This is a genomic window from Thioalkalivibrio sp. ALJ16 (genome assembly GCF_000377345.1).
GTDB lineage: Bacteria > Pseudomonadota > Gammaproteobacteria > Ectothiorhodospirales > Ectothiorhodospiraceae > Thioalkalivibrio.
The window spans coordinates 237,453-249,565 of sequence record NZ_KB898038.1 but is presented as its reverse complement, the minus strand read 5'-3'; the positions used below and the strand labels follow the sequence as shown (position 1 = coordinate 249,565).

The following is a 12,113-nucleotide window of genomic DNA, read 5'->3' as shown; positions in this document are numbered from 1 at the left end:
GACCGGATGCGGCGAGCGGTGAAGAAAAGGAGTACGACGTGGCACAGGACAGCGGAAACGACCGGCCGGATGCGGCCTGGCCGGCAGCCGTAGGCGAGGCGCTGGCGACCCACGAGATCGTGGCCATCACCTCGGGGCTGTCGGACCTGCGCGAGGCCGAGGCCCTGCTGGAGGCGACGCGCCCGGGGCGCTGGCTGCGCCTGGAGTGGGGCATGGGTTCCGCGCACAATCGCGAGCAGTTCCATGCCCTGCAGCAGGCGACGGGTGCCTCGGTGCTGCCCTTCTTTGTTGCCCGCGACGGCGCGATTGGCGGCCTTCCGGAGCTGCGCGCGTATCTGGGGACGAGTGCGACCCGCGCACCCGCGGATACGGTGCGACCGGATGCACCGGCGCCGGCCCTGCAGGTACTGGGCTATGGCGGCCTGATACCCTTTGTGTTTTTCGGGGCGGCGGCCTGGATGGCCCAGCCGGAATGGCAGGCTTTCGCGCTGGAGGCCCTGGCGCTCTATGGTGCGGTGATCCTGTCGTTCCTGGGGGCGATCCACTGGGGCATCTACCTGGCGGACCGGCAGCACCGCGTGGGGCCGCTGCAGGCCCCGGTGTGGGCGGTCGTGCCGTCCATCCTGGCGTGGCTGGCCGTATTGCAGCCGCTGCCGGAGGCCCTGATGACGCTGGCGGCCCTGTTTCTTGGGGTGCTCTGGGTGGACCGCATGAGCCTGCGTCAGCGGGCCCTGCCCCCGGGTTACCTGGGCCTGCGCCTGGTGCTGACGGCGGGGGCTATGCTGGCCCTGGCCTCCGGGCTTGCGGTGACGCTGGTGGCCTGATCCGGGCCGGAACGAGGAACAAGCAAGAATGAGCGAAGACAAGGATTCGACCATGGATGCACAAGCCCGCATCAACGCCGGGCCCGTGGTGGCCGCCGGCCAGCCGCTGGCGGCCCCCGAGGCCCTGGCCGAACACTACCGTGCGATCCTCGCCGGGCTGGGCGAAAATCCGCAGCGCGAGGGCCTGCTGGATACGCCGATGCGCGCCGCCAAGGCGATGCAGTACCTGACGCGCGGCTACCACCAGGACCTGGATACCATCGTCAACGGGGCGCTGTTTTCCTCCGACAACGACGAGATGGTGCTGCTGCGCGATATCGAGCTGTACTCCATGTGCGAGCATCACCTGCTGCCGATCATCGGCAAGGTGCATGTGGCCTATCTGCCCGACGGCAAGGTGATCGGCCTGTCGAAGATCGCGCGCATTGTGGACATGTTCGCCGCCCGCCTGCAGATCCAGGAGAGCCTGACCCGCGAGATTGCCGAGGCGCTGATGCAGGTCACGGGGGCCAAGGGGGTTGGTGTGGTGGTGGATGCCAAGCACATGTGCATGACCATGCGCGGGGTGGAAAAGCAGCACTCCTCCATGGCGACCTCGGTGATGCTGGGCGCGTTCCGCGAGGACGGCCGCACCCGCCGTGAATTCCTGAACCTGATTGGCCGCACCGCGGGCTGAGTCGCGCGGACAAAAAAAGGCCCGGCGCGATGGCCGGGCCCAAAATCGTTCAGACACCCGTGTGATGGAGGGTTCGCGTCTGAACGGCGGATATCGGCTGCCGTTGCCAGGGAGCCGACATTTCCCGCAACTTAAGTACGTGGACAGGCCGCACCGGAACAGGTTCCTGCGCGGGGCCGAAAGAATGTGGTGGCGTTCACGTTTTGCCTGCGAACCGCCGTGCCGGGGCGGCCTCCGGCTGGGCACGGCCCTCTGGAGGTCGGATGCGCGGACTGGAACAGATCCCCTGGCTGTATGACGGCCTGATGAGCGTGGCCGAGGTGCTTGGCCTGCGCCGCTGGCGCCGGCGGCTGGTCACGGGTGCGCGGGGCCGGGTGCTGGAGATCGGCTGCGGGACCGGGCGCGACCTGCCGCTGTACGCGGGGCCGGAGCGGGTTATCGGCATCGACCCGGACCTGGCGGCCCTGCGCCGGGCCCGGCGCAGGGCGCCTTCCGCGGCGCTGGTAGTGGCGCGGGCCGAGGCCCTGCCGTTTGCCGATGGCACCTTCGATACCGTGGTCTCCGGCCTGGTGTTCTGCAGCGTGCAGGACCCGCCACAGGCGCTCGGCGAGGTGCGTCGGGTGCTGGCGGAGGCGGGCGAGCTGCGCATGCTGGAGCATGTGCGTCATACGCGGCCGCTGCTGGCCCGCGCCCAGGACCGGGTGCAGCCGGCCTGGACCTGCATCACCGGCGGCTGTCACCCGAACCGGGATACCGAGGCCGCGGTGGAGCGCGCCGGTTTCTGCATCGACCCCGATGACCGCGTCGCGCGCGGCGTGATGCGGCGCTTCGCGGCACGGGTCTGCCGCGCGCCCGTGGATGGGGGATAAAGGGCAAGGGCGTTTGTTCACCACGAAGGGCACGAAGATACGAAGGAAGGGCAAGGGCATGTAACCACAGAGGTCACGGAGGACACGGAGAAAGTCGATCGTTGCCGGAGCAGGGCCGGTGATGGCCCCGTAATGTGAAGGCCCCGGGCATGGATGCGCCGGGGCCTTTCTGGGCGGATGGTCGGTAACGTCTCAGGCGGTGGTGTTGATGTTGGTGCCGACGTTGTCCGGCAGGCCCTGAGTGGCGGCCTGCATCTCGCCGATGTCGGGCATCGCCTGCAGCAGGGACTGGGCGGCAACCTCCTGCGACTCCATCGCCTTCTTCTGCACGGCCACGTCCTTCTGCAGCGCCAGCTGCTGCTGGCTGTTTTGCGTGGCCATCGCGGCAATCGCGCTTGCGTCCATCACGGTACTCCCGGTTCTGAATGTACAGGCCCGTTGCGCTCAAGCGCGGGACGGACCTGCCCCCGGTGACGGCGGCATCGCCGCAGACTTGAGCCCTTGAACCGGATTTTTTTTCAGAACCTGATTAGCAACGAGCGTCAGCCAGGCTCAAGGTCGGTGCGTGCCCGGGTCTCCAGCCGTCCCCTGCTTCGACATCCCGGAAACCGCGCGGCGGTTATCCGGGATCTCAACGGTATGGGGTACCCGTACGTTGGGGCTGGACCGGCGTGTGGAGATCCCGGCTCTCCGCTGCGCTACGGCCGGGATGACGAAGAGGGGACGCTGGGGCCGGGATGACGGGGGAGCGTGGCCCCGTGCCCTGCGCGCCGGTCAGCCACGTCGACTCCAGCGCGCGCCGCCCTGTCGTCAGTCCTTCTCCGTGTCCTCAGTGCCCTCTGTGGTGCAGTCCGTCCTTGCCCTTCTTCGTGCGCTTCGCGGTGAATCCATCCGGCCGTTCGAGGTTACTGGCGCTGGGCCTCGAACTCGATGATCAGTTCGACCTCGTCACCGACGATGTCGCGCGTCAGGCCGTAGGTCATGCCGAAGTCCGAGCGGTTGAAGCTCCCGCGCATTGATGCGCCGAGCACGTACGGACGGCCAAACAGGCCACCGAGCGGAAACGGATAGCGCGCGACCTTGTTGATGGTCACGTCCAGGTGGATGGTGCGCGTCTCGCCGAGCAGTTCCAGCCCGCCGCTCAGGCGTCCGGTGTTGTCGCCGGTGGGCTGGTAGCGCGTGGCGGTGAAGCGCATCTCCGGGTATTCCTCGACATTCAGGAAGTCCGGGTTGCGCAGGTGGTCGTCGCGCTCGGCATGGTTGGTGAACACGCTGTCGGTCTGGATCACGAAGTAGCCGCCTTCCAGCTCGCCGGATGCGGGGTCGAAGCTGAACTCGCCCTCGGCCTCCAGGAACATCCCCATGACCTTGGCGAAACCGGCATGGTCCACCAGGAACCCGACCGCGAAGTGGTCGGGGTCGATGACCCAGCGGTCGGTCCCGGCCAGCGCGCTGCCGGGCAGGACGAGGGCGAGTGCCAGCAGCAGGGAGGGCATCCACCCGAGCCGGTTTTGGGGGGATCGGTTGTTGCGGGTAGGGGTCATTGCGCACCTCCATCAGCGGGCGTCGAGTGGTGGTACAGCCAGTGGATATCCACGGCAAAGGAGAGAGTCAGCGCGAGCAGGCCGCCCAGGGCGACGGCGCTGGCCGCAGCGGCGGGCAGCGCGGGGGTCAGCACCAGCAGCAGGACCACGGTTTGCAGGACGCAGATCGCCTGGCGCCGACGGCTGGGCGGCAGGCTCGCGGCCAGCCATGGCCATGGCCGGGCGGCCAGCACGAAGGCGTAGCGCATCAGCCCGATCAGGACGACCCACGGACCGACCGGGGTGAGCTGCCAGGCCAGTAGCGCCAGCGCGAGGATCATCGCGGCGTCCAGCTCCATGTCGAAGCGTGCGCCATAGGCCGTGCTGCTGCCGCTGCGGCGGGCCACCGCCCCGTCGACGCCGTCGAGCAGCAGGGCCACGGCCGCAAGGGCGATGATCCAGAGCGCCAGCAGGGTGTCCGCTGCGGGGGCTGTGAGCACCAGGGCCGCCAGCGGGACGGTCAGGCTCGCGCGCAGCAGCGTGATTCGGTTGGCCGGGCCGGGCCCGCGGCGACCGGGCAGCAGGCCGGCCACCGGCGTCGTGCCCGCGAGCAGCCCGCCCAGCCCGAGCCAGAGCAGGCCGTAGGCAAGGGGCAGCGCAGGGCCGGAGAGGCCGGTATGGGCCTGCAGGGCCAGCGTGACGCCGAGCCCGCAGAGACCGGCCAGCACCCAGTCTGCGGCCCAGGTACGGGCACCGTTGCGCAGGCGTGCGCCGGGGTATGGCTTGAGATCGGACGAGATCATGTCGGGATTGTAGCCCTCCGGCGCGTGCGCCCGGGTTTGTTTGATGGACCACGGGCCGTGGCGGGAGTTGCCGCTGATCCGGCGCTTCGCCCACACTGCGCGGATGACGATGAAATGCCGCAAGCCGGTCGCGTCGGGTTCCGGGTGCTGGTGATGACGCCGGAGCAGGCCTTCTGGGTCATGGCGCCGGGCACCGGCGAGCTGCGCCCGCAGCCGTTGCCGGAACCCGGCACCGGTGAGGTGCGCGTGCGCACCCGGTTCTCGGCCATCAGCCGGGGCACCGAATCCCTGGTGTTCCATGGCCGTGTGCCCGAGAGCCAGTACCAGGCGATGCGCGCGCCGTTTCAGGAAGGGGCGTTTCCCGGGCCGGTGAAGTACGGCTATATCAGCGTCGGCGTGATCGAGGGCGGCGAGGCGGGGGGCGACTCCGGGATCGAGCCGGGCCAGCGGGTCTTCTGCCTGTATCCGCATCAAAGCGCGTATGTGGTGCCGGCCACGGCGGTGGTGCCGATCCCGGATGCGGTACCCTCCGAGCGCGCGGTGCTGGCCGCCAACCTGGAGACCGCGATCAACGCAGTCTGGGATGCCCGGGTCGGTCCCGGGGACCGTATCGCGGTGATTGGGGCCGGGGTGGTCGGGCTGCTGGCGGCCTGGCTGCTGCGGGCCATCCCGGGCACCGAGGTCAGCGTCATCGACCCCAACCCCGCGCGTGCGGCGGTGGCGGAGCGGCTGGGGCTGCGTCTGGCCACGCCGGCGGCTGCCGCTGCGGATGCTGACCTGCAGGGGCTCGATCGGGTGCTGCACGCCAGTGGCAACCCGGACGGTCTGACACAGGCCCTGGCGCTGGCGGGTGTGGAGGCGCGCGTGGTGGAGATGAGCTGGTACGGCGACCGCGCCGTACCGGTGCCGCTGGGCGAGGGCTTTCACTCGCGGCGGCTGACGCTGCGCAGTTCCCAGGTCGGGCGTCTGCCGCCCGACCGCGCCGCGCGCTGGGACTACCGGCGGCGCCTGGCGCTGGCGCTGTCGCTCCTGACCGAACCGGCCCTGGATGCCCTGATTACCGGGGAGGATGCGTTCGCCGACCTGCCGACGGTGATGGCGCGCGTGACCGGGCCGGAGGCGGCGCAGACGCTCTGCCATCGTATCCGTTACTGAATGCCTGCGAACCTTTGCGAACCACGGGGAAATGCCCGATGTACAGCCTGAATGTCCGTGACCACTTCATGATCGCCCACAGCTTTGCCGGGGAGACCTTTGGCCCCGCGCAAAAGCTGCACGGCGCGACCTATGTGGTCGATGTCACCTTTCGTCGCAAGGCGCTGGATGCCGACGGTCTGGTGGTCGATATCGGCCGCGCGTCCGAGGTGGTGAAGGCCCTGCTGGCCGACCTGAACTACCAGAATCTGGACGAGCGCGAGGAGTTTCGCGGCTGCAACACGACCACCGAATTTCTCGCCCACGAGCTGTATCAGCGTGTGGCCCGGGCCATCCATGCCGGCGAGCTGGGCGAATCGGCCCGTGACCTCGATGCGGTCTGCGTGACCCTGAACGAATCGCATGTGGCCTGGGCCAGCTACGAGGCGGCGCCATAGCGCGCCCCGTCCGCCGCATGCATCGCCTGGCCGTGCTCGTGCCCGGGGCGCTGAATCAGCGCACCGGGGGCTACCGCTATGATGCGCAGCTGGTGTCCGGTCTGCGCGCGCGCGGCTGGCGGGTGGACGTGCACGAGCTGGCGGGCGCGTTTCCCGGCCCGGAGCCTGCCGCCGCGGCGGCCCTGGCGGCCGCCCTGGAGGGGCTTCCCGACGGCTCGGGGGTGGTCGTCGACGGCCTCGCCGCCGGGGCCTTCCCGGATGTGCTGGCGCGGCATGCCGAACGCCTGCGCCTGATCTACCTGCTGCATCACCCGCTGGGGCTGGAGACCGGCCTCGACGCGGCGCGCGCGCGGGCACTGCTGGAATCCGAGCGGGCCGCGCTGGGGCTGGCGCACGGGGTGCTGGCCACCAGCGAGCATACCGCCCGCGAGGTGGCCGGCTGGGGGCTGGCCCCGGCACGGCTGCGCGCCGTACCGCCGGGTGTTGCGCCGCACCCGCAGGCGGTTGGTCCGGGGCGGGGGGAACCGCCGCTGCTGCTGACGGTCGGGTCCGTGGTGCCGCGCAAGGGCCAGCTGGAACTGGTGCAGGCGCTGGCGCGGCTGGAGGCGACACCCTGGCGCGCGGCGCTGGTGGGTTCCCGCTCCCGCGATCCGGCGTATGCCCGGCGGGTGGAGGCGGCGATTGCCGCCGCTGGCATCGCTGACCGTATCGAATGGGCGGGGGAGTGTAACGAGGCGGCGCTGGAGGGCTGGTATGCGCGGGCCTCGCTGTTCGTGCTGCCCAGTGCCTACGAGGGCTATGGCATGGCCTTTACCGAGGCCATGGCGCGCGGGCTCCCGGTGGTGGCCACGACCGGCGGTGCGATACCCGATACCGTGCCCGCGGCGGCCGGCTGCCTGCTGCCCCCGGGCGATGTGCCCGCGCTGGCGGCGGCGCTGGATGCGCTGCTGCAGGATGCCGCGACCCGCGAGCAGATGGGCCGGGCCGGGCGTGCCGCGATGGCCGCGCGCCCGGACTGGGCGGGCGCGGTGGATGCACTGGAGCGGACCCTGAAGGAGTGGCTGGCATGACCGAGACCTTTGACCCGGACTGGCTGCAACTGCGGGAACCGGCGGACCATGCGGCGCGGCCCGAGGCCCTGGCGACCGCGCTGCGGGAGGCGCTGGCGGGGGCGGGATCGGCGGTGATCCGGGTGACCGACCTGGGCAGCGGCACCGGGTCCAACCTGCGCTATCTCGCGCCGCGGCTGCCGCGGCCGCAGCACTGGCGGCTTGTGGATCACGATGCCGGGCTGCTGGCGCAGGCGCTGGCGCCCTGCGCCGGGGTCGAGATCGAGAGGCAACGCTGCGATCTGGCCTCGGATCCGGCCGTGGCGCTGGCCGGCGACGAGGCCCTGGTGACCGGCTCGGCCCTGCTCGATCTGGTCTCGCGGGAGTGGCTGCAGCGCCTGCTCGCGGCCTGTTCCGGGCAGGGGGCCGCCGTGCTGTTCGCGCTGAGCTATGACGGCCGCATGCGCTGGTCGCGGCCGCACCCGCTGGATGCCGACGTGGAGGCCTGGGTCAATCGCCATCAGCGTTCGGACAAGGGGTTCGGGCCGGCACTGGGACCCGCGGCGGCCGCGACCTGCGCGGAGCAGCTGGAGGCGCTCGGCTACCGGGTACAGGTCGCCGCGAGTGACTGGCGGATCGGCGTGGAGCAGGCGGCGCTGGGGGCGGCCCTGATCGAGGGCTGGGTGGGCGCGGCGGCCGCGATTCGCCCGGAGCGGGCCGGGGATCTGCAGGCCTGGGGCGATGCGCGTGCGCAGGCGCTGGCCGCCGGCACGGTCGAGCTGACCGTGGGCCACCAGGACGTGCTGGGCTGGCGCTGACACGAGGCATCCGCGACCGGGTCGGGAGCTATGCCGCGGTTTTGTTGTCCACAGGCTGTGACCGGTTCGCGCTGGAAGCCGAGGCCGGATCGGTGCAGGATAAATTCAGGAGCGTGCGAAGGGGCGGCCCTTCGCCTTGGATCAACCGGGAAAGGTGAGGCATGGAACAGGCAGACAACAAGCAGAGAAGTTTCGTCAATCGCTACTGGGTCCTGATCGCGATCGTGCTGTGGCTGATCGCGTGGTCGGCCCGCGACCTGCTGGCCCCCAGCGTGGAGGCGGTACCGGAGGACGCGGAGACCGAGGCCGTTGCGGTGGCGGAAGATACCACGCCGGAGACGACACCGGCCGAGGGCCGCCTGTCGGAGGGCGACATGGACCCGATGACCGGCGAGGCCTACGAGCGCGAAGAACCCACCGGGATGCACCGCCCGATTCCGGACCCGCAGGAACAGGCGCGCGAGCGCGCGACCGGCGAGCCGATGAGCGAAGAGCAGATCGCGCGTCAGGTGCAGGATGCGCTGGAGGCGGGGCGTGCGGCGTACTGGAGCGATGGCCCCGAGGCCGCGGTGGAGGTGCTGCGTGACGCCCTGCAGGCGATTCCGGCGACCTCGGTGCAGCGTGCCGACCTCTACGGCGAACTGGGCAACGCCCTGTATGCCACCGGGGAGGCCGACGCGGCGATGCAGGCCTGGGACAGCGCCCTGGGGCTGCTGCCGGTGCGTGAACGGCGGGCCCTGATCGAGCGCCTGGCGCCGGTGTATGACCGTCATCACCGCGATGGCGCCCCGCACCTGCGCCAGTACCGCTAGGTGAGATAGCGTGCCGGACCCGGGGATCTTCCGGGCCCGGCACGACAGACAAAAGGCCCCGTAGGTGGATCACCTGCGGGGCCTTTGTTTTTTGGGGGGGTGACGCGCCGGGGCAGGCGCCGCGCTCAGACCAGCTGGTAGCGATGCAGCTTGCGCCAGAGGGTGCTGCGGTCCATGCCGAGGGAGCGCGCGGTTTGGGAACGGTTGCCGGCGTTGGCGATCAGGGCCTCGCGCAGGCGCCGGGCCTCCGGGTGTTCGGCGCCGGTGAGCTCCGGCCCGGATTTCGCGGCATGCCCGTTGGCGCCCGCGGACGGGGCGCGCGCCGGCGCCGTGGTGTCCCCGGCTGCGCGGTCGACGCCGGCGTCGTGGGCGGCGTCGATACGGATCGGACGCGGTAGCGGGAAGTCGTCCACCTGGCCGTCGCGGGCGTGCAGGCTCAGGCACTCGAGGACGTTTTCCAGCTCCCGGAAGTTGCCCGGCCACGGGTGTTCCTGCAGTCGCTGCCTCAGGCGCGGGGCGATGCGGATGCCGTTGTGGACCTCGTAGGTCTCGAGGGTCGCCGCGAGGTCCTGGGGGCGGCTGCGCAGCGGCGGGATCTCCACGGAGGCGACCGCGAGCCGATAGAACAGGTCGGTACGGAATTCGCCGGCCTCGACGCGGGCGCGCAGGTCCTGGTTGGAGGCGGCAAGGATGCGCACGTCGACCTGGCGGGTCTCGTTTTCCCCGACGCGTTCAAAGGCCCCGTCCTGGACCGCCCGCAGCAGCTTGGCCTGCAGGCGCTGACTCATCTCGCCGATCTCGTCCAGAAACAGGGTGCCGCCGTCGGCCGATTCGAAGCGACCGATGCGATCGGCGACCGCGCCGGAGAAGGCTCCGCGGGCATGACCGAAGAGCTCGGATTCCAGCAGCTCCTCGGGGATGGCTGCGCAGTTGATCTCCACGAACGGGGCGCTGGTGCGGCGGCTGGAGCGGTGGATGGCGCGTGCCAGGCGGGTCTTTCCGGTCCCGGACTCGCCCAGCAGCATCACCCGCACATCGCTGGCTGCGATGCGGCGCGCGAACTGCAGTGCACTGCGGCATTCAGCATCAAAGGAGTGGAAATGGCTGTCATCGAGCCCGTCGCGGCCGTCCTCGTGGATGGTCTCGACCGCGGTGGTACGGCGGCGCTGGGGCTGCAGGGTGATCAGGCGCAGGGCGCGAGCGTCATCGTTCAGCCTCAGCGGCTGGCTGATGACCTCCAACGGCAGGGTCTCGTCATCCAGTTCGGCCATCAGCGAGAAGTGCAGGGGTTGGCTGGTGCGGCTGGCGTCGGCAGGCTCGCCGGCGGCGATGGCGGCCTCTTTCAGGTGGGTCTCGAGGTTGAGCGGTCCCAGTTGATCCAGGGTGAGGCGGGTCCCCGGCGGGATCTGGAGGGTCTGGTGGAAGGCCGGGTTGGCGAAGAGCACGCGGCCCCGGGCATCGCTGATGAGGTGTGGGTCTCGACTGTGTCGGATACAGATCTCGGCCAGCTCGGTTGTGGTCATCCCCTCTCCTTGTTCTTTTTGTTGGACGGGGTGGCGGAAGCGATGCGGTGTTGCAACACGGCGTATCCGTTGCAACGCCCGAACGATGCCCGTTTCGCCAGTCCCTGTATCGGTTATAGCGCGAAACGGGGGTGTTGCAACAGTCGTTTCTGTAGTATTAGTACATCATTAACAACTGATTGATTTATAAGAAAACCATTATCTTGGCATATGCGTTGCTTGTAGCCGGGGATGAGTTCTTCTACATACAGGACGATGGACACTTGCCCGAATGGCAATGCCGCCGTCACTGCGTGGACGAGATCGATCGCCGCGCCCGCAGCTGCGGGCCTTCCCGTGGTGACGGTGTTCCAGGCGGGTGCCGGGTCGGCCGCGACGCGGCCCGACCCGGCCCTTTCTCCCATTGCGGTCCTCGGCGCGAGGTGACGACGACCATGCCTGCTCGATTTTTCCGGATCTTTCTGCGCGGGGCGGTGGCCCTGATGCTGGCCGGCCCGCTGGCCGCCCATGCCTCCAGCCAGGTGGTGACCGTCGAGCCCGACCGGGCCGCGACCCGAGTCGTCAGCGGGACCGTGATCCCGTTCCGCGAGGTGACCCTGACCGCGCAATCGGCCGGGCGTGTGATCGAGGTGGCCGGGGCCGAGGGGGACCGCTTCGAGCAGGGTGCGGTGCTGGTGGCCATCAGTGATGACCGCCTGCGCGCGCAGCGCCTGGCGGCGCAGGCCGAGATGCGTACCGCCGAGTCCGCGATCCGCGAGGCCCAGATGCAGTACGGCCGCGAGATGATCGCGCCACAGTCGCGCAGCCTGGGCCAGATGCCGGGCATGGGCGTGCCGTCGATGTTCGACCAGATGTTTACCCAGCCGATGGGCCAGTTCATGGGCTTCGGCGATCCCGCGCTGGACCGGCGCACCGACCTCTACTCGCGTTACATCGGCGTGGATCAGGCACAGGCGCGCTGGGAGCAGGCCCGTGCCCGGGTCACCGAGCTGGATGCGGCGATCCGCGACACCCGCTCGGAGGCCCCCTTCGATGGCCTGGTGATGCACAAGCACGTGGAGGCGGGCGACACGGTGCAGCCGGGGCAGCCGCTGGTGAGCTTCGGGCATGTCGAGTTTCTGCGGGTGGAGGCCCAAGTGCCGGTGCGGCTGGTGGCCGGGCTGCAGGAAGACGATTACGTGCATGTGCGCCTGGATACCGGCGACGCGGTGGAGGCTCGGGTCGCGCAGATCTTCCCGCTGGCCGACCCGCAGCGCCACACGGTTACGGTCAAGTTCGACCTGCCGCAGGGCGTGCGCGGGGGGCCGGGAATGCACGCGGCGGTGCATCTGCCGCAGGGCGAGGTCGCGGGTGAGCGGGTGGTGATTCCGCGCTCGGCGCTGATCCCCGGCGGCGCGCTGCCGCGGGTGGCGGTACTCGACGGCGAGGGTTCGGTGCGTGTGCGCATGGTGCGCCTGGGCGGCATGCGCGGTGACCAGGTGGTGGTGACCTCGGGGCTGGAGGCGGGCATGCAGATCCTGGCGCGCCCGGACGCCGGTGTGCGTTCCGGCCAGCCGGTCGGGCGCGACACCTCCGGCCCGCGTTCGCTCGAGGCCGACCCCTGGAACCGGATGTAGTCCGGTGG

Annotated in this window: 13 protein-coding genes; 9 read left to right on the top strand and 4 right to left on the bottom strand. The window is 70.2% G+C overall.

The features are described from left to right. The first annotated feature begins 38 nt into the window (after window positions 1–38). From D000_RS0103195 to D000_RS0103185, 3 genes are all read left to right on the top strand, one after another. The gene (locus tag D000_RS0103195; RefSeq protein WP_051074938.1) at window positions 39–824 is read left to right on the top strand and encodes a DUF3429 domain-containing protein; all 786 of its coding nucleotides are present in this window, start codon (window positions 39–41) and stop codon (window positions 822–824) included. A gap of 28 nt (window positions 825–852) precedes the next feature. Next, window positions 853–1,500, top strand: coding sequence for a GTP cyclohydrolase I FolE (gene folE / locus D000_RS0103190; RefSeq protein ID WP_018872112.1), 648 nt, complete (start codon window positions 853–855; stop codon window positions 1,498–1,500). A gap of 263 nt (window positions 1,501–1,763) precedes the next feature. Further along, window positions 1,764–2,369 (top strand): class I SAM-dependent methyltransferase, encoded by a 606-nt coding sequence (locus D000_RS0103185; protein WP_018872111.1) that lies wholly within the window; start codon window positions 1,764–1,766, stop codon window positions 2,367–2,369. A 192-nt stretch (window positions 2,370–2,561) separates the two neighbouring features. On the opposite strand, the gene D000_RS0103180 is transcribed toward D000_RS0103185, so the two are convergent. The 3 genes from D000_RS0103180 to D000_RS0103170 form a co-directional block, all read right to left on the bottom strand. Further along, window positions 2,562–2,774: a YjfB family protein gene (locus D000_RS0103180; RefSeq protein ID WP_018872110.1), complete on the bottom strand. Its 213-nt coding sequence runs from the start codon at window positions 2,772–2,774 to the stop codon at window positions 2,562–2,564. Window positions 2,775–3,274: 500 nt separating this feature from the next. Then, window positions 3,275–3,913, bottom strand: a complete 639-nt coding sequence (locus tag D000_RS0103175; protein WP_026279733.1) for a YceI family protein — start codon at window positions 3,911–3,913, stop codon at window positions 3,275–3,277. Further along, window positions 3,910–4,695, bottom strand: coding sequence for a CDP-alcohol phosphatidyltransferase family protein (locus D000_RS0103170; RefSeq protein ID WP_026279732.1), 786 nt, complete (start codon window positions 4,693–4,695; stop codon window positions 3,910–3,912). The genes D000_RS0103175 and D000_RS0103170 overlap by 4 nt, the downstream gene beginning before the upstream one ends. A 153-nt stretch (window positions 4,696–4,848) precedes the next feature. On the opposite strand from D000_RS0103170, the gene D000_RS0103165 reads away from it, so the two are divergent. The 5 genes from D000_RS0103165 to D000_RS0103145 all read left to right on the top strand — a co-directional run bounded on the left by D000_RS0103165 (window position 4,849) and on the right by D000_RS0103145 (window position 8,966). Next, window positions 4,849–5,850, top strand: a complete 1,002-nt coding sequence (locus tag D000_RS0103165; RefSeq protein WP_038047476.1) for a zinc-binding alcohol dehydrogenase — start codon at window positions 4,849–4,851, stop codon at window positions 5,848–5,850. A 38-nt stretch (window positions 5,851–5,888) separates the two neighbouring features. Continuing rightward, complete coding sequence (locus D000_RS0103160; protein ID WP_018872106.1) at window positions 5,889–6,287, top strand: 6-carboxytetrahydropterin synthase; 399 nt, start codon at window positions 5,889–5,891, stop codon at window positions 6,285–6,287. Between the two features lie 17 nt (window positions 6,288–6,304). Beyond that, entirely contained in the window at window positions 6,305–7,357 is a 1,053-nt protein-coding gene (locus D000_RS0103155; protein ID WP_018872105.1) for a glycosyltransferase family 4 protein, read from the top strand. After that, complete coding sequence (locus tag D000_RS0103150) at window positions 7,354–8,154, top strand: class I SAM-dependent methyltransferase (RefSeq protein WP_018872104.1); 801 nt, start codon at window positions 7,354–7,356, stop codon at window positions 8,152–8,154. Before D000_RS0103155 ends, D000_RS0103150 begins: the two co-directional genes overlap by 4 nt. A 161-nt stretch (window positions 8,155–8,315) precedes the next feature. Then, entirely contained in the window at window positions 8,316–8,966 is a 651-nt protein-coding gene (locus tag D000_RS0103145) for a hypothetical protein (protein WP_018872103.1), read from the top strand. Window positions 8,967–9,091: 125 nt separating this feature from the next. On the opposite strand, the gene D000_RS0103140 is transcribed toward D000_RS0103145, so the two are convergent. Next, window positions 9,092–10,489 (bottom strand): sigma-54-dependent Fis family transcriptional regulator, encoded by a 1,398-nt coding sequence (locus tag D000_RS0103140; RefSeq protein WP_018872102.1) that lies wholly within the window; start codon window positions 10,487–10,489, stop codon window positions 9,092–9,094. Window positions 10,490–10,923: 434 nt separating this feature from the next. On the opposite strand from D000_RS0103140, the gene D000_RS0103135 reads away from it, so the two are divergent. After that, a complete protein-coding gene (locus D000_RS0103135; RefSeq protein ID WP_018872101.1) occupies window positions 10,924–12,105 on the top strand; it encodes an efflux RND transporter periplasmic adaptor subunit in 1,182 nt (393 codons plus the stop codon). Window positions 12,106–12,113 lie beyond the last annotated feature (8 nt).

What these genes read in the sequence shown, in the direction of transcription:
- D000_RS0103180 (WP_018872110.1), bottom strand. Translation starts at nt 2,774, where the DNA reads ATGGACGCAAGCGCGATTGCCGCGATGGCCACGCAAAACAGCCAGCAG.
- D000_RS0103140 (WP_018872102.1), bottom strand. Translation starts at nt 10,489, where the DNA reads ATGACCACAACCGAGCTGGCCGAGATCTGTATCCGACACAGTCGAGAC.
- D000_RS0103185 (WP_018872111.1), top strand. Translation starts at nt 1,764, where the DNA reads ATGCGCGGACTGGAACAGATCCCCTGGCTGTATGACGGCCTGATGAGC.
- D000_RS0103160 (WP_018872106.1), top strand. Translation starts at nt 5,889, where the DNA reads ATGTACAGCCTGAATGTCCGTGACCACTTCATGATCGCCCACAGCTTT.
- D000_RS0103165 (WP_038047476.1), top strand. Translation starts at nt 4,849, where the DNA reads ATGACGCCGGAGCAGGCCTTCTGGGTCATGGCGCCGGGCACCGGCGAG.
- D000_RS0103155 (WP_018872105.1), top strand. Translation starts at nt 6,305, where the DNA reads ATGCATCGCCTGGCCGTGCTCGTGCCCGGGGCGCTGAATCAGCGCACC.
- D000_RS0103175 (WP_026279733.1), bottom strand. Translation starts at nt 3,913, where the DNA reads ATGACCCCTACCCGCAACAACCGATCCCCCCAAAACCGGCTCGGGTGG.
- D000_RS0103150 (WP_018872104.1), top strand. Translation starts at nt 7,354, where the DNA reads ATGACCGAGACCTTTGACCCGGACTGGCTGCAACTGCGGGAACCGGCG.
- D000_RS0103170 (WP_026279732.1), bottom strand. Translation starts at nt 4,695, where the DNA reads ATGATCTCGTCCGATCTCAAGCCATACCCCGGCGCACGCCTGCGCAAC.
- D000_RS0103135 (WP_018872101.1), top strand. Translation starts at nt 10,924, where the DNA reads ATGCCTGCTCGATTTTTCCGGATCTTTCTGCGCGGGGCGGTGGCCCTG.
- folE (WP_018872112.1), top strand. Translation starts at nt 853, where the DNA reads ATGAGCGAAGACAAGGATTCGACCATGGATGCACAAGCCCGCATCAAC.
- D000_RS0103145 (WP_018872103.1), top strand. Translation starts at nt 8,316, where the DNA reads ATGGAACAGGCAGACAACAAGCAGAGAAGTTTCGTCAATCGCTACTGG.